The 22,258-nt window shown below is 61.7% G+C and carries 20 protein-coding genes; 2 read left to right on the forward strand and 18 right to left on the reverse strand.

Annotated features, from left to right (window positions below; translation table 11 throughout):
- Positions 1-62: 62 nt before the first annotated feature.
- The 8 genes from GA829_RS29330 to GA829_RS29365 all read right to left on the reverse strand — a co-directional run bounded on the left by GA829_RS29330 (position 63) and on the right by GA829_RS29365 (position 7,983).
- Positions 63-1,097: an aliphatic amidase gene (locus GA829_RS29330; RefSeq protein ID WP_195176037.1), complete on the reverse strand. Its 1,035-nt coding sequence runs from the start codon at positions 1,095-1,097 to the stop codon at positions 63-65.
- 24 nt (positions 1,098-1,121) lie between these two features.
- The gene (gene urtE, locus GA829_RS29335; protein WP_195176038.1) at positions 1,122-1,817 is read right to left on the reverse strand and encodes an urea ABC transporter ATP-binding subunit UrtE; all 696 of its coding nucleotides are present in this window, start codon (positions 1,815-1,817) and stop codon (positions 1,122-1,124) included.
- Complete coding sequence (gene urtD / locus GA829_RS29340) at positions 1,810-2,574, reverse strand: urea ABC transporter ATP-binding protein UrtD (RefSeq protein ID WP_195176039.1); 765 nt, start codon at positions 2,572-2,574, stop codon at positions 1,810-1,812. Before urtD ends, urtE begins: the two co-directional genes overlap by 8 nt.
- The gene (urtC, locus tag GA829_RS29345) at positions 2,571-3,716 is read right to left on the reverse strand and encodes an urea ABC transporter permease subunit UrtC (protein ID WP_258052009.1); all 1,146 of its coding nucleotides are present in this window, start codon (positions 3,714-3,716) and stop codon (positions 2,571-2,573) included. Before urtC ends, urtD begins: the two co-directional genes overlap by 4 nt.
- A 17-nt stretch (positions 3,717-3,733) precedes the next feature.
- Positions 3,734-4,603, reverse strand: coding sequence for an urea ABC transporter permease subunit UrtB (gene urtB, locus GA829_RS29350; protein WP_195176040.1), 870 nt, complete (start codon positions 4,601-4,603; stop codon positions 3,734-3,736).
- A 63-nt stretch (positions 4,604-4,666) separates the two neighbouring features.
- On the reverse strand, positions 4,667-5,914 hold the full coding sequence (locus GA829_RS29355) for a transporter substrate-binding domain-containing protein (RefSeq protein ID WP_195176041.1): 1,248 nt from the start codon (positions 5,912-5,914) through the stop codon (positions 4,667-4,669).
- A gap of 217 nt (positions 5,915-6,131) precedes the next feature.
- Positions 6,132-6,734 carry an ANTAR domain-containing response regulator gene (locus GA829_RS29360; RefSeq protein WP_195176042.1) on the reverse strand — a complete coding sequence of 201 codons (603 nt, stop codon included), beginning with the start codon at positions 6,732-6,734 and terminating at the stop codon, positions 6,132-6,134.
- Positions 6,735-6,822: 88 nt separating this feature from the next.
- Positions 6,823-7,983 carry a transporter substrate-binding domain-containing protein gene (locus GA829_RS29365; protein WP_195176043.1) on the reverse strand — a complete coding sequence of 387 codons (1,161 nt, stop codon included), beginning with the start codon at positions 7,981-7,983 and terminating at the stop codon, positions 6,823-6,825.
- Between the two features lie 286 nt (positions 7,984-8,269).
- Between GA829_RS29365 and GA829_RS29370 the strand changes: the two genes are divergently transcribed.
- Entirely contained in the window at positions 8,270-9,568 is a 1,299-nt protein-coding gene (locus GA829_RS29370; protein ID WP_258052010.1) for a serine hydrolase domain-containing protein, read from the forward strand.
- A gap of 45 nt (positions 9,569-9,613) precedes the next feature.
- Here GA829_RS29370 and GA829_RS29375 read toward each other — a convergent pair whose 3' ends face one another.
- On the reverse strand, positions 9,614-10,798 hold the full coding sequence (locus tag GA829_RS29375; RefSeq protein WP_195176044.1) for a M20 aminoacylase family protein: 1,185 nt from the start codon (positions 10,796-10,798) through the stop codon (positions 9,614-9,616).
- A gap of 137 nt (positions 10,799-10,935) precedes the next feature.
- Here GA829_RS29375 and GA829_RS29380 point away from each other — a divergent pair, with 137 nt between their 5' ends.
- A complete protein-coding gene (locus GA829_RS29380) occupies positions 10,936-11,796 on the forward strand; it encodes an AraC family transcriptional regulator (RefSeq protein WP_195176045.1) in 861 nt (286 codons plus the stop codon).
- A 62-nt stretch (positions 11,797-11,858) separates the two neighbouring features.
- On the opposite strand, the gene GA829_RS29385 is transcribed toward GA829_RS29380, so the two are convergent.
- The 9 genes from GA829_RS29385 to GA829_RS29425 form a co-directional block, all read right to left on the reverse strand.
- Positions 11,859-13,007 carry a porin gene (locus tag GA829_RS29385; protein ID WP_195176046.1) on the reverse strand — a complete coding sequence of 383 codons (1,149 nt, stop codon included), beginning with the start codon at positions 13,005-13,007 and terminating at the stop codon, positions 11,859-11,861.
- A 441-nt stretch (positions 13,008-13,448) separates the two neighbouring features.
- Positions 13,449-15,539, reverse strand: a complete 2,091-nt coding sequence (locus GA829_RS29390) for a C45 family peptidase (RefSeq protein ID WP_195176047.1) — start codon at positions 15,537-15,539, stop codon at positions 13,449-13,451.
- Positions 15,540-15,558: 19 nt separating this feature from the next.
- Positions 15,559-16,590, reverse strand: coding sequence for an ABC transporter ATP-binding protein (locus GA829_RS29395; protein ID WP_195176048.1), 1,032 nt, complete (start codon positions 16,588-16,590; stop codon positions 15,559-15,561).
- Complete coding sequence (locus tag GA829_RS29400; protein ID WP_195176049.1) at positions 16,587-17,570, reverse strand: ABC transporter ATP-binding protein; 984 nt, start codon at positions 17,568-17,570, stop codon at positions 16,587-16,589. Before GA829_RS29400 ends, GA829_RS29395 begins: the two co-directional genes overlap by 4 nt.
- Position 17,571: 1 nt before the next feature.
- Positions 17,572-18,405: an ABC transporter permease gene (locus tag GA829_RS29405; protein ID WP_195179860.1), complete on the reverse strand. Its 834-nt coding sequence runs from the start codon at positions 18,403-18,405 to the stop codon at positions 17,572-17,574.
- Between the two features lie 9 nt (positions 18,406-18,414).
- Positions 18,415-19,443 (reverse strand): ABC transporter permease, encoded by a 1,029-nt coding sequence (locus GA829_RS29410; protein WP_195176050.1) that lies wholly within the window; start codon positions 19,441-19,443, stop codon positions 18,415-18,417.
- Positions 19,440-21,029, reverse strand: coding sequence for an ABC transporter substrate-binding protein (locus GA829_RS29415; protein WP_195176051.1), 1,590 nt, complete (start codon positions 21,027-21,029; stop codon positions 19,440-19,442). Before GA829_RS29415 ends, GA829_RS29410 begins: the two co-directional genes overlap by 4 nt.
- Positions 21,026-21,484 carry a hypothetical protein gene (locus GA829_RS29420; protein ID WP_195176052.1) on the reverse strand — a complete coding sequence of 153 codons (459 nt, stop codon included), beginning with the start codon at positions 21,482-21,484 and terminating at the stop codon, positions 21,026-21,028. Before GA829_RS29420 ends, GA829_RS29415 begins: the two co-directional genes overlap by 4 nt.
- Positions 21,485-21,589: 105 nt before the next feature.
- A complete protein-coding gene (locus GA829_RS29425; RefSeq protein WP_195176053.1) occupies positions 21,590-22,231 on the reverse strand; it encodes an alpha/beta hydrolase in 642 nt (213 codons plus the stop codon).
- Positions 22,232-22,258 lie beyond the last annotated feature (27 nt).

A 22,258-nucleotide genomic window follows, 5' to 3' on the forward strand; every position in this document is an offset into this window, starting at 1 on the left:
TTTGATGATTGTTCTTGATGACGCCGCCCGGCACCGAGGCGCCGGGCGGCCGTGGCGTATCGTCAGCGATGGGCCGACTTGTTGGGAATGCCGTCGATCGGGCATTCGTCCGTGCCGACGGTGCCGCGCGTCAGCGCTTCGACCATCTCGCGCGTGCCTTCCGGATCGTTGACCCATTTGGCGTAGAAATTGTACGGACAGGACGCCACGCCCTTGTCGCCGTCGCCGGAGTTGATCATGCCGGTGTAGCCGCGGTGCAGCAGCTTGAAGAGGTGGTTCTGCGACTGGCCGTTCTTGCGCGCATCGCGGATGGCCGAGACCGACAGCTGGCCATACTGGATGCCGTTCTCCTCGGTGCCGCACTCTCCAAGCGTGCGTCCGTCGAAGCCGATGATCGCCGAGTGGCCGAAATAGGAATAAACGCCATCGAAGCCGGCTGCGTTGGCCACGGCGACATAGACGTTGTTGGCCCAGGCCATGGACTTGGAAATCTGCACCTGCTGTTCCTTGGCCGGGTACATGTAGCCCTGGCAGCGGATGATCAGCTCGGCGCCGCGCATGGCGCAGTCGCGCCAGATTTCGGGATAGTTGCCGTCATCGCAGATGATGAGGCTGATCTTCATCCCCTTGGGACCTTCGGAGACATAGGTGCAGTCGCCCGGATACCAGCCTTCGATCGGCACCCATGGCATGATCTTGCGGTACTTCTGCACGATCTCACCCTTGTTGTTCATCAAGATGAGCGTGTTGTAGGGGGCCTTGTTGGGATGCTCCTCGTGGCGCTCGCCGGTCAGCGAGAAGACGCCCCAGACATTGGCCCGCTTGCAGGCCTCGGCGAAGATCGCCGTCTCCTCGCCCGGGATCTGCGAGGCGGTTTCGTACATTTCCTTGGAATCGTACATGATGCCGTGGGTCGAATATTCGGGGAAGATGACCAGATCCATGCCCGGCAGGCCGATCTTCATGCCTTCGAGCATCGCGGCGATTTTCCTGGCGTTTTCCAGCACCTCCGCCTTGGTGTGCAGACGCGGCATCTTGTAGTTGACGACGGCAACGCCGACCGTGTCTTTGCTGCTCGTGATATCGCCGTGGTACATTTGGTTCTCCTTCAGAGCGTAAGGTCAGACGACCAGGTGGTGGTGGATCAGGTCATCGCTGAGGCCGGAAATGTCGTCGGACACTGCCACGCTGCCGCGATTGAGAATGGCGAAGCGGTGGGATGCACGCCGCGCGAATTTGATGTTCTGCTCGACCAGGATGATGGACAGGCCACGCTTGCGGTTGAGGTCGATCAGCACATCCTCGATCTGCTCGACAATGTTGGGCTGGATGCCTTCGGTCGGCTCGTCGAGAAGCATGATCTTGGGTTCAGACAGCAGCGCCCTCGCGATGGCGAGCTGTTGCTGCTGGCCTCCCGAAAGATTGCCGCCGCGCCGCCCCAGGAAGTCTTTCAGGATCGGGAAGAGCTCGAAGATGTGGTCGGGGATGCTCTTGGCCGGCCTGTCGGCGGCGAAGGTTCCCAGCATGAGGTTTTCCCTGACCGTGAAGTTCGGCAGGATGCCGCGCCCCTGAGGCACGTAGCCGAGGCCAGCCTTGGCGCGCTTGTGTGTTGGCAAGGCGTTGATTTCGGCGTCGTCCAGCCGGATCGATCCGCTGCTGTGCGACATCAATCCGAGGATGGTCCTGAGCAGCGTGGTCTTGCCGACGCCGTTGCGCCCAAGCACCGACAGGAACTCGCCCTTCTTGACCGACAGCGAAACAGATTGGAGCGCGCGGCTGCTGCCGTAGAAGCCGTCGACGTCAGCAAGATCAAGCATGGCCGATGCCTCCGGACCCGAGATAAGCCTCACGGACGCGGGCATCGCTCGACACCTCGTCCGCTGTTCCCTGCGCGAGCAGCTTGCCCTGGTGCATGACCGAGATGGTCTCGGCGATATCGCGCACGAAACCCATGTCGTGCTCGACCACGATAAGCGTATGTCTCCCCTTGAGGTGATTGAAGAGCGCCGCGGTCTTGCTGGTCTCATGCGCCGTCATGCCGGCCGTCGGCTCGTCCATCAGGATCAGCGCCGGGTCCTGCGCCAGGATCAGTGCGATCTCCAGCCACTGCGTCTGGCCATGCGACAGGAACGCAGCCTGCGTCCCCATCTCCTCGCGCAGCCCGACCAGCACCGCGATCTCTTCCAGGCGCTGCCGGTCGGCGCTGGTGCCGAACTTGAAGAGATTGCTCAGCACACCCGGATCGCGTGAACGGCCGATGGCCAGGTTTTCGCGCACCGTCAGTTCGCGAAAGACGCTTGGAACCTGGAATTTGCGGCCGATGCCGGCGCGGGCAATCTGGAATTCGTTCAGCGCGTGGATAGGCTTGCCCTTGAAGTCGATCTCACCGGAATTGATCCGCGACTTGCCGCAGATCAGATCGAGCGTTGTCGTCTTGCCGGCGCCGTTTGGACCGATCAGGCAACGCAACTCGCCCGCGCCAACCTCCAGGTCGAGATGGTCGACGGCAACGAAGCCGTGGAAGGATACGGTCGCGCCCCTGAGGGCGAGCAGCCTTTCATGCGTCGCGCTCATGCTGTTTCCCCCGCATGCGCGGTTTTCCCGCTGTCACGGCTCTCGGTCTTTTTGTCGGGACTGGTCTTTTTGTCGGTGCTGATCTTGCCGGCGGGCTGGAGCCTGGCCGCGAGACTTTGGAAGGCACCGGCCAAACCCTGCGGCAGCAACAGGACAATGAGGACGAACAGACCGCCCATCACCAGTGTCCAGGTTTCGAGGAACGCTTCGGACTCCGACAGAGCACCCTGCACGCCGGTCACCAGCAGGGCGCCGAGCATCGCGCCGAGAAGGCTCCGGCGGCCGCCTACGGCGACCCATATGACGATTGAAAGGCTAAGCGGCACGCCGAGAAAGGTCGGCGAGGCGAACTCCATGACGATGGTGTAGAGCATGCCGGCCAGGCCGGCGATGCCCGCCGATACCGAGAAGACAAAGGTCTTGTAGAGCGCCACGTCATAGCCAAAGAAGCGCACGCGCTCTTCCTGGTCGCGCACGGCCTGCAGGATAAGCCCTGTCTTGCTGCGCGTTACCGCCAGCGCCACGAACAGTGCGACGGTCAGGCAGATCGCGACGAGATAGTAGGTCGAAGCCGAGTAGGCGTCGAACTCGAAGCCAAACATGTCGAACTGCGCGAGGTCGGTGATGCCATTGAAGCCGCCGGTATAGCCCTGCTGATCGACGATGATCAGGTTGACCACCACCATCGCCGCCAGCGTGATGATGGCGGAATAGACACCGGTCACGCGGCCGCCGAACATGAACCATCCAAGCAGCCCGGCAAACAGCGCCGGCACGAGAATGCCTGCCAACAATGCGAATGCCGTGGAATGGAACGGCGCCCAGACCCAGGGCAGTTCGGTCAGGTTGTTCCAGACCATGAAGTCCGGCAAGCCGTCGCTGCCGGTGTGGATCGGCACCGTCTTCAGCTTGAGGTACATCGCCATGCAGTAGGAGCCGAGACCGAAGGTCATCGCCTGGCCAAGGTTGAGGATCCCGGCGTAGCCCCATGACAGGCTGAGCGCGATCGCCAGCATGCCGAAGACGAGGTAGCGGGAGAATTTGTTGAGCAGGAAGGCGTCGTTGACGACCAGCGGGAACAGCAGGATCGCGAGGCAAACGACGCCATAGAGAAGAATTTGAAGGGAGACTTTTTCGGACACCAGCTGCGGCCTCTCGTTCAAGCGCGAACGCGCGGGGCGAACAGGCCCTGCGGTCGGAAACGGATGATGATGACGATGCCCAGCAGCACGAGCGCCTTGGCGATCGTGTCGTTGCCATAATAGGCAAGCAGACCCGTGACCTCGCCGAGCAGGCCGGAGCTCGCCAGCGTGCCAAGCAGGCTCTGGACGCCGCCAAGCACGACCACCATGAAGGCGTCGACGACATAGGTGGTGCCCATCTCGGGCGACACGCTTTTCAATGGAGAAATCAGTGCACCTGCAAGACCGGCGAGGCCCGCGCCATAGGCGAAGGTCATCCGGTAGGCGCGGTCGGAATTGATGCCGAAGCAGGATGCGACACTGCGGTTCTGCGTGATAGCACGCAGCCTCAGGCCGAACGACGTATAGCGATAGACGAACCAGGTCAGCGCAAACAGAACCAGCGAAAAGCCGAGCACGAACAGCCGGTAGGCGGAGTCTGTCGCGCCGAGAATGTTGACGCTGCTGGACAGTGAAGGGGGCATCTGGACATAGCGCAACTCGCCGCCGGCGGTCAGGCGGACGATCTGCTGGATCATCACGCCGAGGCCCCACGTTGCCAGGATCGTATCCAGTGGCCTGTCGTAGAGGTGCCGGATCACCGCGACCTCGATCAGCCAGCCCAGAATCCCCACGAGAATGAAGATCGGGACAAGGCTGGCGAGCAGGCCCCAGCCGAACTGGGTCTGTAGCAGCCAGGCGCCATAGGCGCCGAGCATGACGAATTCGCCATGCGCGAGATTGATGACGCCCGTCACGCCGTAGATCACCGCGAGGCCAAGGGCCACGAGCAGGAGGATCGACGACAGGCTGAGACCGGTCAGGATCTGGGAGACGACAAAGTCCATCGAACAATACCGTGAGCTGAGCCGGCGGCCGCACATTCGGCCGCCGGCTGTCCTGGGAGGAGATCAGATCTGTTTCAGACCGTCGGCCGTGCACTTCTGGTCCGGATAGGCGCTGTAGGGATTGGGCTCGAGCCAGTCCTTGGACTGCTTGAGGATCTCGAACTGCCCGTCGGCCTTGCACTGGCCGATCTTCGGCCGCAGCCAGCAGTGGAGGTTCTCCGGCTCGACTTTGATCAGGCCTTGCGGGGCCTTGTACTGTTCGCCCTTGACCGCTTCGCGGATGGTCAGCGGACCGATGTCGCTGGCAGCGAGCTTGGCGACAGCCTGGGAGAACAGATGGACCTGGAAGTAAGCCGACTCCGAGACGAAGTGGGTGACCTTGTCGGCGCCCCAACGCTTCCTGTAGGCCTCGACGAACTTCTTGTTTTCCGGCGAGTCGAAGACCATGAAGTAAGGCGCGGAGGTGAAATGCCCGGCCGCGGCATCGCCGCCCATCGCCGCCACTTCGTTTTCCGAGGTGGTCAAGCTCGCCATCGGCATGGTCGCCGGATCGAGACCCGCTGCGCGATATTGCCGATGCAGCGCGACGACCGAGTCCCCGACCACGGTGGAAAAGATCACGTTCGGCTTTTCAGAGCGGAACTTGTTGATGACCGATGAGAACTCGGAATGGCCGAGCGGCACATACTCCTCGGCGATCACCTCGGCGCCCAGTCCCGCAAGCAGCTTCTTGCAGTAGTTGTTCTCTTCCTTCGGGTAGATGTAGTTGGAGCCGATCAGGTACCAGCGCTTGCCGAATTTCTCGACCAGCCAGGGCACGAAGTCGTCCTGCTGCTGGTTGGGCACGGCGCCGGTATAAATGACGTTCTTGGAGCATTCGCGGCCTTCATAGAGTGTCGGGTACCAGAAGAGGTTCTTTTGCTTCTCGAACACCGGCAGCACGGCCTTGCGGCTGGCGGACGTGTAGGAGCCGAACACCGATACGCATTTGTCGCTCAGCACCAGTTTGCGCGCCTTCTCGGCAAAGGTCGCGGGATCGGAAGCCGGGTCCTCGATCACCGGCGTGATCTTCATGCCATTGATGCCGCCGGCCGCGTTGATCTCCTCGATCGCCATGATCGTCGCCTTGTTCAGCGACTCCTCGATGATCGCCGTCGTGCCCGTCAGGGAGAAGAGCACGCCAACCTTGATCTCGCCGTCCTGCGCGTAGGCCAGCGAGCCGTTTTTCGACCAGATATGCGGAAAGCCCGCCAGTGTAAGAGCACCGGCCGCGGCACCTGCCTTAAGGAAAGTACGTCTGTTATTGTTCACCCTCTATCTCCACAAAAAACAAAGGCCCCGAACCGCTCTGCCCGGGATGGGCAGTTCGTTTCGGGGCCTCTTCGCCTCTGGATTTATACGCGGCAGCCTAGCCGCAAATGCGTTCTGAAGTGCGCAAACAAAAAACCCCGCGCTCCGTCTTCAGACGGATCCGCAGGGTGTTGTTACCCACTATCTACACGGCGTCTTTGCCGCGACAGTCAAAACGTTAACTAAGAAGTTCGTGCGAGTCAATGATGGCCGAAGCCACTTGTCCGATCGTCACGCGCTTTTCCATCGCCTGCTTGCGAAGGAAGTTATAGGCCTCTTCCTCGCTCAGATTCTTGAGCTGGATAAGCAGCACTTTCGCGCGCTCGACAAGGCGCGTCGTGCGCAGGTTCTCATCAAGTTTCTCGATGCGCCCACGCAGACGCCGCTCATACTGGAAATGCTCCCGCGCCAGCATCAGCACCGCCTGGATCATGCGCGACGTCGCGGGATAATGCAGCAGCCCATGGCCGGCGCAATTGTGGATCAGCTTCAGGTTCAGCGGATCCTTGCCATCGTCCACGAGGATCAGCGCGGAAGACGGCTCTCCCGGCACCCAGGGAATGCGCTGCGGCAGGTCGTTCGAAAGCGCGACGAAAATCGCGTCATACTGCAACGGAATCTGCGACGGCGCCGGCCAGATATGGCGGACATTGGCGCGCATGCGCTGGAGCTCGCGGATCAGGAACTCACCATTGTCGTCACGCTCGACGATAACAGCGACATTCAGCTCCTGCGGGCGGTCCGACTGCCGGGGCGGCCGCTCCGCCGAAGGCGCGCGCATATCCTGTCGTTGCGGGGGCGAGCCCGCCCAGCGGTCGTGTCCATAGTCGGCTCTCACCGGCGCCTCCCTTTGCTGCGGCTCCGCCACTTTACGCGCATTCCGCAAGCTCGAACCGACGGCCATAGCCTATCAAATAGGGGTCGGACCGCACGCTGGTCGGGGACTGGAACACGATATCAAACTGCCCTTGCCGATTGGCGCGGCCAATACGGGTCCACACGTCGGCATGTCCCCAGACGGGGTTGATGGAAACACAGCCCTGCGGTGCCTCGAATTCCGTGCCCATCACCGAATTGCGCAGTTGGCGCGTCTCCAGCGAATTTGTCTGCTCGAGCGTGCGGGCGAAAAGATTGACCTGAAAGTAGGACGCTTCCAGGCACATGTTGGTCGGCTCGTCGTCGCCATAGAGCTTGTGATAATGCGTGACGAAATCATTGTTTGTCTCGGTCTCGATGCCCTGGAAATACGAGGCGGCGGTGAAATGCCCCTCACCGACATCATGCCCCATGGCCCTGATCTCGGCTTCCGTGGTGGTCAGGCTGGCGATCGGCACGACCTTCGGATTGAGGCCCATGTCGTGATAGGCCTGATAGAGGAAGGTGGTCGATTCACCGACGACAGTGGAGAAAATCACGTCCGGTTGCGCCCGCTTGATATCGCGCAGCAATGGTATGAATTCACTGCGGTCGGCTTCCAGTCTCAGATAGCGCTCGCCGACAATCGAACCGCCATTGTTGCGCACCATTTCACGCATGACGCGGTTTGACTCGCGCGGGTAGATGTAATCCGACCCGATAAAGAAAAAGCGCTTTCCGAACTGCTCCATGAGGACGCGGCAGAGCTGAACCGAGTTCTGGTTGGGCGTTGCCCCGGTGTAGATCACATTGGGGGAAAACTCGAAGCCCTCGTAGAGGGTCGGATACCACAGCAACCCGTCCAGCCGCTCAACGACCGGCAGAACCGCCCTGCGGCTCGAAGACGTGTAGCAGCCAAAGATGGTGCTGACGCCATCTTCGACCATCAAGCGCTTGGCATACTGGCCGTAAGAGCGCACGTCGGAACCGGGATTGTAGATCACCGGCTCGATGGGGCGTCCGTGGACACCACCGCGTTCGTTAATCTGATCGATAGCGATCAGGGTTCCGCGCAACTGTGTTTCCTCGATGACGGACATGAAGCCCGTGCGCGAGAACAACACGCCGACACGCCACGGCTCGGAGGTCTGTTTTCGTCCTGTATCTGCTCCCATTGTCCCTTTTTTCCTTATGCACGCCCCTCAGCGCGCTGGGTCCCAAGCAACGGAACTCATAATTTTTTCTTTTTGCCGAGTCCGGAATGAAACCTCTTATGATTGCCCCAAAACAAAAAAGCCCCCGCAGCCGGCTTGTTACCGGATACTGGAGGCTTCATCGCCGCGAAATTTCAAATGGCACCCTTGCCACCGCCCATATGCATGGACAAGCACACCGTAGAACCCCTGAGTTCAACTTGTCAATTAGTTAGCTTGTTAAACAGGATGCACGACATGCCGTGCGGTGGACGCGGTCATTCTCCAGAGAGGCCGTCAAGCAGGCGCCTTTTGGCCGCGCAGCCGACGAATTCCTCAGCCAAACTCCCGACTCAATCAGCGAAACGACCGCCAGATGAGGGAATCGATCATGGTCTCGACCCGACGTTCATTGCTCAAGATGGGAGTGGCCGGGCTGCTCATCCCCCAGGGAACCTTTGCCATGGCTGAAGACAGGCAAAGCCCGGCGTTCGAAGCCTGGCGCCGCCAATTCGAAGCGGGTGTCCCGGCGCGCATGGCGGCCGCCAAGGTTTCGGGAACCGCCATCGGGATAACCGCCAAGGACGGGTCGACACGCTATTCGGCCGCGTTTGGTTTTGCTGATATCCAACAGCAGCGAAAATTCACCGCTGATACCCCCACGCATCTGGCATCGGTCAGCAAGCTGTTCACCGCTTCAGCCCTGGTCCAGCTGTTTGAGCGCAAGGGCCTCGACCTGCATCAGGACGTCAACAAGTTCATCGATTTTGCCGTCACAAACCCTCACCATCCGAAGCTGTCAATCACGCCGCATCACCTGATCACGCACACATCCAGCATCTCGGATGATGGCTATGGGGATTACTCCGTCGAGGGCGATCCGACGCAAAGCCTGTCCAGTTTCCTTCGGGACTATCTTGTGAAAGGCGGTAAGACCTATTCGCCAAAGACGTCATTCTTCAAGGCAAAGCCCGGCAAGAAATGGTCCTATTCGAATGTCGCCGTCGCCCTGGCCGGCTATGTCGTCGAGAGCGTCAGCAAGCAGGATTTTTCATCCTACGTGGAGGCCAACATCTTCAAGCCGCTCGGCATTCAAAACGCGCATTGGTATTTGCGGCAATTCGCACCCAACTTGATTTCCAAGCCTTACAAGTTTGAGAAGGGTGCGTTCGTCGAACTGCCGCAGGAAGGATATCCTGATGTCCCTGCAGGCATGCTGCGCTGTTCGGTCAACGACCTGGGCAAGATGCTGCGTGCGATGCTCGGCGGAGAGACCGGCCCGCGCGCGATTTTGTCACCGGCCGCCGTCGCCGCGATGCTGCGCGACCAGGTCGATCCGGCAATCGTGCCCTATCAGGGGTTGGGCTGGATTTCGGAGGACATCGGCGCAACACCATTCGTGGGCCATTCCGGCAGCGATATCGGCGCTTCCAACATGGTGATCCTGACGAAAGATCAGAGCCATGCCGTCGCCGTGCTGATGAATATCGACGGAACGAAAAAGACCGACAAGTTCAGGAGCTCAATGATTGAAGACCTGCTCGCCGGGGCGAAGCTCGCGGGATGACAAGTACCGGGGATGGCAAGCCGGAAAGAAAGGGTGGCGCCAGTGTCATGGCGCGGCCTGCTCGATCTTGGGCAAGGCACGCGCCACAAGGTCGGTCCAGTAGCGCAGGACGATCGGGACGATCTCGTCGTTGAAGACGTATCTGTCGCCATGAAGGCCCTCGCCCGGCCCAACTTCGCCGGCTCCAATCCATGCATATGAGCCGCTGGTGGCCCTGACCATGTAGGCAAAGTCCTCACAGCCGAGACTCGGACTGAAGTCGGCGAGCGCGTTCTCGGCGCCAACGACGCCGGCGGCGGCGGCTATCGCGGTCGCAACGGCCTCGGCGGTGTTGATGACGGGCGGATAGCCGCGCTTGTAGTCGAGACGGGCTGTGACGCCGTGCGACGCGGCGACCCCTTGAGCGATCTCGCCCAGAAGCTTCTCGCAATGATCCGAGAGTTCCGCATCGAAGAAGCGGCAGGTGCCCTGTATCCAGATTTCCTTGGGCACGATGTTGCCAACATTGCCGCCATGCACCTGGGTCAAGCTGACCACGAGTGGCGTCTGCGGATCAACCGAGCGACTGACGATACGCTGGACGGCGGTGATAAAGGCGCCGGCGGCCAGGATGGGATCATCGCCAAGATGCGGCATCGCGACATGGGCTCCCAGGCCGGAGAACCGCAATTCGAAATTGTCGACCGCCGCCATCTGAGGGCCGACGCGCGTCGCGATCGTGCCGAATTTAAGCCCCGGCCAGTTGTGGACGGCATACATCGCCTCGACCGGGAACCGGTCGAACACGCCGTCCTCGATCATGCGCATGCTGCCGCCCTCGTTCTCCTCGGCCGGCTGGAAGACGAAGTAGACTGTCCCGTCGAAGGCCGGCGCCTGGCTCAGCAGCTTGGCCGCGCCGAGCAGCATCGCGGTGTGGCCGTCATGGCCGCACGCATGCATCACGCCCTCCCGTTTTGAAGCGTAGGAAAGACCGGTGCGCTCGAGGACAGGCAACGCATCCAGTTCCGCGCGCAGGCCGATGGCGCGACCGCCGGTGCCGCTTTTCAGAACGCCGACAACGCCCGTGCCGCCGATGTCCTCATGGACCTCGAGCCCGAAGCCGCGCAATTGCGCGGCCACGAAACGTGCCGTCTCCTTCTCCTGGAAGCCAAGTTCCGGATTGGCGTGGATCTTGTGGCGCCAGCCAATCACCTGTGGTGTTACGGCCGTGATCGGGTCATTGTACAGCATGGCTATTCCTCGTCCGTGCGATCATCTTGTCGTCACATGTGCGATCATTTTGTCGTCACATGTGCGATCATCTTGTCTTCCGAGGAACTTTTAGCGCGATGGCGCGGCAAGGGTCTTGAACAGGATTGACCGGCCCGATGATCAAGAACCTGCAGGAAAAGAAGGAATTCTGGCGTCACCCGCGCTTCCCTGACCTTGGTCTTCTCAAGGCCAGGTTCACCAGCCATCGCTACGACCGACATACGCACCCAACCTATGTTATCGCACTGATTACAGCCGGGGCCGAGCGTGTGAGGATCGGACGAGAATCGGTCGTGGCGCCGGCCGGCTCGCTGATCGTCGTCAACCCCGAGGAGTGGCACGATGGCGAGGCTGGCGGCGATGACGGCTGGTCCTATCGCACCTTTTACCCTCGGGTCGAATTCATGGCTGGCGTGGCGGCGGAGTTCGGGATCACTGATGCCCCGGTGTTCCGGCGCGGCCCGATAAATGATCCAAAGCTGGCGCAAGCAATGGCCCTCGCCCACCAATCGTCCGAGACGGATGATGTTCCGGCCGCCGAGGAAGCCATGCTTGTCGCGTTGCGTCATATGATGTTGCGGCATGCTGGCCACAGGCAGAGGCCGGAGACAATCGAGCGTTCGGGTTCTCGCCGCCGATTAACTGCCTACGAAGATTATATCGAGGACAATCTGTGCTCGGAACTCGATCTCCAGCATCTCGGCAGGACGGCAGGCGTCACCCGTTTCCAGGTCATTCGCGACTTCAACAAGGTTCTGGGGATCACGCCGGCCGCGTTCATACGGGACAGGAGATTGAGGCGCGCGAACAGGCTCATCGAGACTGGATCAAGCCTGGCCGACGCCGCCATCGAGGCCGGCTTCGCGGACCAGAGCCATCTTTCACGGGTGTTTCGTGCAGCGCACGGATTCACGCCCGGCATGCTGAAAAGAGCGGGAGGCTCGCTTGATGACCCGTTCGTGCCAGGAAATCGATAGATCAGAGAAATCGGGCCGGCGGCATCGTTGCCGCCGACCCTCGGTTCTGTCAGGCAGGACGGTCAGAACGACCGCTGGAAGCGAAGCACGCCGCCCACAGCGCTCTTCTTGGCCGCGCCGGTCCAGTTGTAGGTGTCCTTCGCGCCGCGGTTGAAATAGTCGATCTCGGCCGTGACCTTCAGACCCGGCACCAGCATGTACCTGATGTTGGCGGCTGCGCCGAAATTCTGTTCGGCGTCATAGGAAAGCTGCGTGTTGAACGAGGCTTTCTCATTGATCTTGTAGGTGCCGCCGCCCCAGACCGCCCAGTTGCCACCCCATTCCTTGAAGAAATTGCGGCCGGTCGCAGTGTGCTCATCCGTGCCGTAGCCGGCCATGATGAACAGCGACAGGCTTTGCGTGGCATTGACGTCCAGCCGAACCTTGCCGGTCCACTCCTCGAAGTTGCTGTCATAGGCGCCGACAGCTGCAATCCCGCCCCAGGCCTGCGTGTACTTCACGCCGCCAACGACATTGGGCACGTAGCTGTCGATCGTATTGTCACCGGAACCGTCGTCGGAGCCCTCTTCCAGCGAGATCACCGCCGCCAGGCCGTTGCCGGCGTCGAAATTGTACTGGACGAGGTTGGTGTCGTAGCCGCCCCAAGGGATCAACGTGTCCTGGATAACATCGCCGGCATAGCCGACGAACGAATCGAAAGCGGAATCGTCCTTGCCGACGCGCAAACCGCCGAGTTGGATCCAGGCCGCGTTCAAGGTGATGTCCTTGTCGCGGGCCTGCCAGTTGTTCCGGCCTGAATTTGCCGGCTTCTGGTCCGAATAGTCGCCGCCGCTGTTGCCGAAATAGAAGCGGGTCATGGTGAAAGTTTTCAAGGCGCCGAGTTCGGTCTCCTGAGCGGTATCCGTGTCGATCTCGAAGCGCGCTTCCTTTTTCCACGTGCCATGCGTGCCGTCGCCCATCTGGTCGGGGACATGGTTCACCGCATCGAATGTCCCGACGTTGCCCGCGGCGATCGTGTAGCGGACGCTGCCGCCAATACGCAGGCAGGTTTCGGTGCCGGGAATGTAGAAATAGCCCGTGCCATAAACGTCGCAGATTCTGACATATTCAGCCGGCTCCGGTTCGGCGGCGACGACAGCGTCGGCGGCGCGCGCGCCGGTTGCCGCGACAAGTGCCGCAGCGGAGCAAAGAAGCAGTTTGTTGATAGGCATAGTGACCCCCAGTCAAGAATTGGAATGAACATGTTCGCTGTCTGCCAACGACAAAACCTCCCCGCGCCTCCAGCAAGGAAAGCGGTCGATCGGCAGCAAAAATCTGAAAATAGCTTTGAAGAAATCGCGCTTCTTTTTCCAACATCTCAAGACTCTGCTTGAGAACGCCCCCGTGAGCGCTGTTTTATTGACGGTTCATTGGTGGCAGGCAGAAGGGGCGGCAAATAGTCCGACAACCGACAGAGTATTGCACTTTTCGATACTCTGCGAACGGCGGGAGCCGGCACTCCCGGTTGGTAAGACGTTGCCTGGATTCCGCTGCGCTTATGCTTGCAAAAAAAATAGCGGCCTTGTCAGACAAGGCCGCCAGTCGCTCTTGGGGAACGCAACAGTTGGTTCGGACACGCCGAACGAAATAGGGGATGCCCGCGAGCCCGGTGATCAGGCCTTTGCCACGTCGAGCCCCTTGGGCCGGGTGACCGCTTCGCTCACTTGCCTTGCCCGCACCTGCGAGCGCGTCGAAGCACGAACGCTTCGCGCGAGCGCCGCAAGCCGGGCATCGCTGACATCCTGATCGGGCTGATGTCCGCCGGCCTCGGTCAGTTCAACCTCGGCCGATCTCAGCAGGCGTTGAAGTTCCGCCCTGCCCGACTGGCAGCCATCGAAGCCTCGCAGCGCCTCCGTTGCCGCCTCGACATGGGCTTTGGCCTTGTTCCTGGCGAGCGCTGATACCTCTTCAGGCGACGCCGCCAGCGTCAGCTCCCAGAACGCGTTCGTCTCGTCATAGTAGTAGTAGCCATGGCCCGGGTCGCGGCAATTGAGGCTGCGCTCGGCAGGCCCAATGCATGCCTGGTAAGTCCCGGTGTTTTCGGCGTCAGGCCGGATGACGAAGGTGCTGGCGATCGATCGATGCGCCGGCGAGCAATTCCACTGTTCGCCAGCGTCCCAACGGGCGCTGACATCCTTGAAATCACCGGCCGGGATTTCGCCGCTGGTGCGGTAGAGCGCCGTAAGGTAGTCGAAGTCGACCCGGCCATAGCCTTCCATCATGATGCGGTAGTGGAAGCGGTTCCGGCCCTCGCTCTCCTTGGTCAGCAGCCGCCGGATCGCGATGCCGCCGGGCTCTTCGTAGATGACCTTGGGGTCGAAGGTGAACCAGCCGCCGGCCAGCGAATACTGGTAGCCATAGGCCGGCGCCGCGTTGAGATGCGCAGAGCGCGGACTGAGCGCATTGTTGTTCGCGTAAAGAAAGTCGTGCGGCTTGCCCAAGGCATCGTATGTCGCCTCACGAATGATCGGGTTGGGCTTGTCGGGGCTTCCGCTGCGCGCCTCGAAACTGAAGGCATGCGTGCTGTCGGCATACATTCCGCCCGCCGTTCCAAGCGTGATGCCGGCATCGCCCACCGGCCAGGACAGCTGCATGTCGCGCGCTTCCACGGCCGTGTTGGCAAACTGCAGCGTGTGGAAGGTCGCCGGTCCCCTGCGAACGCCGTAGCCCCATTGGTCACGCGGCTCGCCGGTGCTGGCGCCGCCGTGGTGGACGTAGGCGACACCCTTGCTGTTCATGCCGGGATGACCGCCCATGAAATCGCGACCGATCACCGGGATCGATCCCTTCACCGAAAAGGGCGTGTAGATGAAATTGTTGCCCTGGTCCGGAAACGCGACAATCGTCGCCTGGAAGGTGCAGTCATGGTCCGTCGTGGCGGCGGCCACCAGCTTTCCATCCGTCGTCGCGCCGCCCCAGGCACAGACGCCGCTGCACATGTCGGTGATCTCGCCTCTTGGCTGGCCGGCTTCGGTTCCGACGCCCAGATAGGCCGCTATCGTCTTGTCGTTGACCTTGTCGGAATCGGCAAAAGCGAACGGCCGTATCTCCTTCGAGAATGGTCGCGTGCCGGTCCAGATCGCCAGCACGTTGTCGTAAGCGATCGTTGCTCCAGCCGCCGTCGCTCCGTCGGCCCAGCCCTGCACGAAGTCTAGCACTTCCGGCATATAGCGCCGCAGCTCGGCTTCCCACTTGCGCATCTCGACAAGCTCGGCTTCGGTCAGCACCCGCTCGGCCTGCCGCGCGAAAACCCAGTTGCCATAGATCTCGATCACCTGCTGCGCATACTGGCGTCCCATGTCGCGGTTCGAGCCTTGCAGGACCACCACCGGGCAGATGGCCGGAACCAGCGGGATATCGTCGGAGAAGTTTGTTTCGGTGCCTGGCCGCCTGGAGACAGCGGGCGGACTGGCGGCGACAACCTCATCGTTGCGGCAGGCATCGGCGATCCTGTTGGCGGCCTCGACAATGCTCTGGAACACCTCGCATGTGGCAGCCAGATTGTCGGCCGGATCCAATGGCAAGGCGAAGTCGGCATAGGTGCCGTCCATCCTGCCGAGTTGCCATTTCGCCTTGTAGAGATCGACATTGACGCTCTCCAGCGCCTGACGCGCCGCGACATAGACAGGGTCGCGCCAGTCGCGCCTCACCAGTTCGCGGTTGGCGAAGTGAACCGCGTACTGCGCCTCTGTCTGTGCTTTCATGGCGGCGTTCATCTGCACGTCAGATAACGGATGCGTTGTCATGCCTCTTCCCTTTTGGAATGCGATCGCTGTGCGTGTGCGTGGTGAATGGCCCAGCCTCGGACAGAGCCTCGGCGTGATGGCAAGAAACCGAATGTCCGGGCGAAGCTTGCCAGTCCGGCGGCTCGACCTCCCGGCATATTTTCGTCGCGAAAGGACAGCGCGTATTGAACCGGCAGCCATCCGGCGGATTGACGGGGCTGGGCAAATCGCCTTCGAGCAAGTTGCGCTTGCGCTCGCCGGGCGCGAGTATCTTTGGCGATGCGTCAAACAGCGCCCGCGTATAGGGGTGAACCGGGTTCGCCCAGAGGTCGTCTGCGCTGGCCGTCTCGACGATGCGCCCGAGATACATGACGGCGACACGGTCGGATATGTGCTCGACGACCGCCAGGTCGTGCGAGATGAACAGATATGAAATCCCCATCGTCTGCTGCAGGTCGACAAGCAGATTGATGATCTGGGCGCGCACCGACACATCGAGAGCCGAGACGGCTTCGTCGCAGACGATCAGCTTCGGGTCGAGCGCGAGCGCGCGTGCGATGCCCACGCGCTGCCGTTGCCCGCCTGACAGCTCATGCGGGTATCTGTCCACGGCGTCCGCCCTCAGCCCCACCTTTTCAAGCAGGGAAACAACATAGTCCCGGCGCTGGCCGCCGCGCCCCTTGCCCCAGACAATCAGCGGCTCTTCGAGAATCCGGCCGATCTTGGATCGCGGGTTGAGGCTGCCGTAAGGGTCCTGGAACACAATCTGGATGTCACGTCGCAGCGGCCGCAACTCGCTTTCCGGCAAGGACGCTATGTCCTTGCCGTCCAGGACGATGCGGCCACTGGTCGGCTTGTAGAGCCGCAAAATGGTCCGCCCAACCGTGGACTTACCGCATCCGGACTCACCGACCAGCCCAAGTGTTTCGCCCGGACGGATCGAGAATGAGACGCCATCGACGGCGCGCAACGCGCCGATACGATCGGGAAAATGCTTGTGAAGGTCCTCGACCGAAAGCAGCGGGGTCATAGGGCCTCCAACTTGGCAAAATGGCATGCGGCCAGCCGCTCTCGCGCCACCGCATGCGCAACCGGCCGGTCGACACCGCAAATCTCGGCCGCGAGATGGCATCGTTGCGCGAACGAACAGCCGGCGGGCAGCGCGTGCAGGGGCGGCACCGTGCCGGGGATTTCCGTCAGGCGCTGGCGCGGCTGGCCTGGCTGCCGCGCCTTAGGCAACGATCCCATCAACCCCTTCGTGTAGGGGTGGGTGGGCCGGGCGAGCAGATCGCCGGTCGGCGCCTGCTCGACCATGCGGCCTGCATACATGACCAGGGTACGGTCGGCGGTATCGGCCACGATCGACAGGTCGTGCGTGATCAGCAGCATCGCCATGCCCATGGTCTCGCGCAGATTGGCCAGCAGTTCGAGAATCTGTGCCTGAACGGTGACGTCGAGCGCCGTCGTCGGTTCGTCGGCGATCAGCAGTTTCGGCTCACAGGCAAGCGCCATGGCGATCATCACCCGCTGGCGCATGCCGCCTGAGAGCGTGTGCGGAAATTCGTCGATGCGGCGATGCGGGTCGGCGATACGAACCTGGTCAAGCAGTTCGATGGCGCGCCGGCGACTGGCGGCGGCGGAAATCTTCTGGTGGTGACGGATGCTTTCCTGGATCTGTTCGCCAACCCGCATCAGCGGGTTGAGCGAGGTCATCGGCTCCTGGAACACCATCGATACCTGATTGCCGCGCACGTCCTGCATCTCGGCTTCCGAAAGCGCGGTGAGGTTCCTGTCGCCCAGACGGATCTGGCCGGAAATGCCGACGCCGGTCTGCCTCGGCAGCAGCCGCATGATCGCCAGCGCCGTTACCGACTTGCCTGATCCGGATTCGCCGACGACAGCCAGGGTTTCGCCGGCGGCGATTTCGAAGCTCAGGCCGTCCACGGCGCACACGGCGCCGTGACTGGTCCTGAACTTCACCGCCAGGTCTTCAACTCTCAGGATCGCCATCTCAGCGCTCCCGCCGCTTGGGATTAAGAGCATCGTTCAATCCGTCCGACACAAGGTTTATGCCGAGAACGGCGATCAGGATTGCCAGTCCGGGAATGCCCGACACATACCAGGCGTTTCGGAAGACACTTCGCCCGACGCCGGTCATCATGCCCCAGCTGACCGAGTTCGGGTCGCCAAGCCCGAGAAACGACAGTGACGATTCTGCCAGGATGGCGCCGGCGGCGATGATCGAGGTCATCACCATGATCGGCGGCAGCACGTTGGGGAAAATCTGGCTGACGATGATGCGCCAACTCGGCATGCCCATGACGATACAGGCGAGGACGAAATCCTGGCTGCGCAGTTTCAGGAATTCGGCACGCGTCACACGCGCGACGGTGGTCCAGCTGACGATGGCGATCGAGATGATGACGCTGGTGAGCGACGCTTGCAGGATGGTCACCAGCACCAGCGCCAGCATGATATCAGGGATCGTCTGGAACATCTCGGTTCCGCGCATCAGCAGCGCGCCCAGCCGCCCGCCGTAGAAGCCGGCCAGCGCGCCTATGGTGCAGCCGATGAGGGCGGCGCCAAGGGCAGCAACAATGCCGACGAGCAGCGAGACGCGCGCGCCGTAGAAAAGCTGGGCAAGGAGGTCACGCCCAAGCTGGTCGGTCCCCAGCGGAAACTGCCAGGTGACAAAAGGTGCGATATAGGGAGCGCCGGCAATGCGGCGCGGATCGCCCGGAAAAATCCACGGCGCCAGGAGCGCCATCGCTATGGCTCCCAGGACGATTATCAGGCCCAGGACAGCGCCTGGGTTTTGCCGGTAACGGCGCCAGAACTCTCGCAACGACGCCATCTAGTTCACGTCCATACGCCGGTCGATCCATGCGGACACAAGATCGACAATCAAATTCGCGGTGACGACCACCACGGTGCTCATCAGCAGGATGGCGAGCAAGGTGTTGTAGTCCCGCTGCAGCGCCGCCTGAAAGGTCAGCCGGCCAAGACCGGGCCAGCTGAATACGGTTTCGATGACAATGGCGCCGCTGAGCAGCGACCCAAGCTGAACGCCAACCATGGTCAGAACGGGAAGCAGCGCGTGGGGCAGCATGTGCCGCCAGAGCACCGTGCTCTCCGACAGGCCTTTCGCCCGCGCGGTACGCACGAAGTCGCTGTCGAGCAGTTCCAGCATGGAGGCCCTGACCAGCCGCGTGTAGACGGCGAGGTAAAACAAGCCCAGCGTCACCGCCGGCAGCACCATGTGGCGTGCGACATCGAGCGCGTATGCCAAGCCGGTCTTGCCGGAGCCAATCGTGTCAAAGCCGCCGACCGGCACAAGGCGCAGCTTGACCGAGAACACCACGATAAGGCTGAGCCCGATCCAGAAGGCCGGCATGGCATAGAGGATCATCGACATGATCGCGATCGCCCGATCTTTCCAGGTCAGGAAGTAGCGCGCGGCGGTCACACCCAGCACCACGCCGCCAATCAGGGACAGGGCGATGCTGACGACAACCAGCAATACGGTCGGCCAGAGCCGCGACAGGATAACCTCGAGGACTGGTGCGGAGTTTTGAAACGACCAGCCGAAATCCAGGTGCACGATCTTCCAGAGGTAGATGCCGAACTGAACCCAGATCGGCTGGTCGAGACCCATCTCGTGCCGCAGGTTTTCCTTGAACAGCGCATCAGCGGCCTGTGCCTTGGCCACGAAGGCATCGACAGGGTCGCCAGGGATGAGCCGGACCAGGAAGAAGTTGACAACCAGGACGCAGGCGATCGTGGGGATCGCCTGCGCCAACCGGTTGGCTATGACTTGCAAGGCACGCGGAGCCGTTTTCCTATGCTTGCGCACGGCTCCGGAGGTTGAAGTCACGTCCGTCATTTCTCAAGCCATGCATCGGCCCAGGTCTGCAGCGGCCAAACCGGGCCCAACGAGCCCAGTTGAACCCGCTTGTTGAAGACGTTGTGGCTCTCGTATTCGACCAGCGGAATCAAGGGCAGGTCGCGGGCGGCAATCTTCTGGAACTGTTTCAACGCCGCGAGGCGCTGATCGGCTTCAATCGCTGACTCCGCGTCCTCGATCGCCTTGTCCATTTCCTCGTTGCGGTAGTCGGTGGCGTTGGTCTGCCAGCGTCCCTTGCTGATTGCCTTGGACCAGTAATAGTCGAAGACGGAGATTTGCGGATCGACGAGCGTGCTGATCACCTGAACCGACAGGTCGAAATCATAGTCGGTGTAGATACGGGCATTGTGCGTGGCATAGTCGGACACGATGATGGTCCCGTTGATGCCGATGCCGGCAAGCGCCTGCTTGATGTAGTCGCCGATGACGTTGAGGTCGTCGCCGTTCGGATCGATGTTCAGGTTGAAGCGCCAGCCGTCGGCGCCTTTCGGATAGCCGGCATCGTCGAGCAGCTTGTTTGCCTCCTCGACATTGAAGGCCAGTTGCGGCAGCTCTGCATCGAACAGGAAACTGTCGGAGCGGATAGGCCCATGAGCCGGGGCCGCCATGCCCTCATAGACAGCCTTGCAGATGAAGTTGCGATCGATCGACATGCTGATGGCACGGCGAACGCGAACGTCGGATAGTTCCTTGCGGCGCAGGTTCACTTCGATCGCGTTGACGCCTTCGGTCGCCTTGTTGCCGGATGCGTCGATGGCAATGAAGGGAAGCTCGGCAAGACGCTTGAGATCCGCCTTGCTGACCGGGCTGTTGACGCCGGCATCGACCTCGTCGGCCTCGAAAGCCGCCGCGCGTGCGCCGGGATCGGTGATGATGCGGAACACGACCTGATCCAGATACGGTTCCGACTTTTCCCGATAGTCGGGATTGCGATCGAGGACGATCGACGAGCCACGGTTCCATTCCTTGAAGCGGAACGGGCCGGTGCCGATCGGGGTGTTGTTCTTGGGATTCTTCAGGATGTCGCCGGTGCCGTAGATGTGCTTGGGCGCGATCGGCGCGAAGGCGGCGAGCGTACCCAGGAACGGGAAAGGCGGCATCGGCTTGCTCAACTTGAACACCACGGTTTTGGCATCCGGCAGGTCGGCGGCGATGACATTGGCGAACAACGTGCTGCCAAATGCGTTGTGCTTCTTGCCCAGTTCCATGATGGAGAACGCGATATCCTCCGAAGTCAGCGGCTGCCCGTCATGGAAGCGCGTGTTGTCGCGCAGCTTGAATTCATACTCCTTGCCGTCCGGCGAGTACTTCCAGGATTCCGCCAGCACGCCTTCGAACGTGTTGTCGGCCTTCAGCCGCAGCAGCGATTCGAAGATCTTCGAACCGATGGTCAGCTCGAGGTCGCCGGTCTCGATCGGCGAGAAAATGCTTCTCGGATCATCATACACGGCAACGCGCAGGACACCACCGGGCGCGGGCTTCTTGGCATCCTGCGCCGCCAGCTTGCCGACCCATGGCAGCATGGACAGGCCGCCAATCGCCAGAACAGTTCGTCTTGTAATCACTGCTTCCCTCCCATCGGCGCCTTCGCAAGGCGCCCTATTGCAACTGAAAAGCCGGCGGTTGTCTTCGCCGTCGAACGAATGCCGGCAAGATCGCAGGCGAAAAAATCTGAAAGACCCACCCCTTGGTATCCGCGCTTCTTTCCTCGGTACGCCGCTTTCGGCACGCCGCATGAGCGCTGGATTTGTGCTGCTACATTGGTGACAGGATGCCGTGCGCGCACATAGTCCAACAACCGGCGGAGTATTGCAGTTTTCGATACTCGACGGACGGTCACCGAGAAAGACCCCGCCGGCGCCGCCGACAGCGAGCTGGGCACGCCTCTGACATGCCACGAATGGCCGACCGAGCGCCCGTCCGGCGCGCCATGGCTGGCGACGCAGAACAACGCTGAAGGAACGATACGACGAGGTGCGTGGGTGCGGTGCTCTTGCGGGAAGCCTGTCAACAGCCGCAAGGCCATGGCTCGCGGACAGCGGCGGCGAACCGAAGACCGCATCCGGTTTGCCGGTGGTTTCATATCCGGACCCAGGGCGAATACGCGCCGGGGATATGCGCCAGTTCAGGATCGGCCGGACGCCGCGTGGGACAGCCTGGCCATCCACGCCGCGACAACGTCCTCGTCCTCGGCACATATGTCATGCCCGCCGCGGGGCAGGATCTCAGTGCGAACCACGGCGCCGGACAATCGCAGCTGCCGCGCCAGGCGTTCATCGTCGCCGGCGGGCATGACCGGATCATCCGCGCCGGAGACGATCAGGACACGCTTGCCACCAAGATCGGAAACGGGTGGCTTCGCCAGCGGCATCATCGGCCGCAGCAACGCCGCCCCGGCAAGCGCGGCGGGACGCAGGAACAGCATGGCGGCGGCGATGTTGGCGCCGTTGGAAAAGCCGATCGCGATGGGCGGCGGCAGATCGTGGACCGCCTGCGCCGCCGCCACGAAATCGGCGAGCTCCCCAGCGCGCCTTCGCACGTCGTCTTCGTCCAGGATGCCTTCGGCGAAGCGGCGAAAATATCGCGCCTTGCCTTGCTCCAGCACCTTTCCACGCGGCGACAGCAGCGCATGGCCGGGTGCGACCAGACGGCCGAAGGGCAACAGCGCGTTCTCATCTCCGCCGGTACCATGCAGAAGCAGAACCGGAATGGCGTCAGCCGGCCCCGGTTCGAAGTGATGAATGAAAGAGAGTTCGGGAGCGGCCATGAGCATGTCCTGAGAGTGGGAGAGACA

This window comes from Mesorhizobium sp. INR15, assembly GCF_015500075.1.
In the GTDB taxonomy this organism is placed as follows: domain Bacteria; phylum Pseudomonadota; class Alphaproteobacteria; order Rhizobiales; family Rhizobiaceae; genus Mesorhizobium.

Coding starts and splice junctions, on each gene's coding strand:
- GA829_RS29330 (WP_195176037.1), bottom strand. CDS start 1,097: ATGTACCACGGCGATATCACGAGCAGCAAAGACACGGTCGGCGTTGCC.
- urtE (WP_195176038.1), bottom strand. CDS start 1,817: ATGCTTGATCTTGCTGACGTCGACGGCTTCTACGGCAGCAGCCGCGCG.
- urtD (WP_195176039.1), bottom strand. CDS start 2,574: ATGAGCGCGACGCATGAAAGGCTGCTCGCCCTCAGGGGCGCGACCGTA.
- urtB (WP_195176040.1), bottom strand. CDS start 4,603: ATGGACTTTGTCGTCTCCCAGATCCTGACCGGTCTCAGCCTGTCGTCG.
- GA829_RS29360 (WP_195176042.1), bottom strand. CDS start 6,734: ATGCGCGCGCCTTCGGCGGAGCGGCCGCCCCGGCAGTCGGACCGCCCG.
- GA829_RS29365 (WP_195176043.1), bottom strand. CDS start 7,983: ATGGGAGCAGATACAGGACGAAAACAGACCTCCGAGCCGTGGCGTGTC.
- GA829_RS29375 (WP_195176044.1), bottom strand. CDS start 10,798: ATGCTGTACAATGACCCGATCACGGCCGTAACACCACAGGTGATTGGC.
- GA829_RS29380 (WP_195176045.1), top strand. CDS start 10,936: ATGATCAAGAACCTGCAGGAAAAGAAGGAATTCTGGCGTCACCCGCGC.
- GA829_RS29385 (WP_195176046.1), bottom strand. CDS start 13,007: ATGCCTATCAACAAACTGCTTCTTTGCTCCGCTGCGGCACTTGTCGCG.
- GA829_RS29390 (WP_195176047.1), bottom strand. CDS start 15,539: ATGAAAGCACAGACAGAGGCGCAGTACGCGGTTCACTTCGCCAACCGC.
- GA829_RS29395 (WP_195176048.1), bottom strand. CDS start 16,590: ATGACCCCGCTGCTTTCGGTCGAGGACCTTCACAAGCATTTTCCCGAT.
- GA829_RS29400 (WP_195176049.1), bottom strand. CDS start 17,570: ATGGCGATCCTGAGAGTTGAAGACCTGGCGGTGAAGTTCAGGACCAGT.
- GA829_RS29410 (WP_195176050.1), bottom strand. CDS start 19,443: ATGACGGACGTGACTTCAACCTCCGGAGCCGTGCGCAAGCATAGGAAA.
- GA829_RS29425 (WP_195176053.1), bottom strand. CDS start 22,231: ATGGCCGCTCCCGAACTCTCTTTCATTCATCACTTCGAACCGGGGCCG.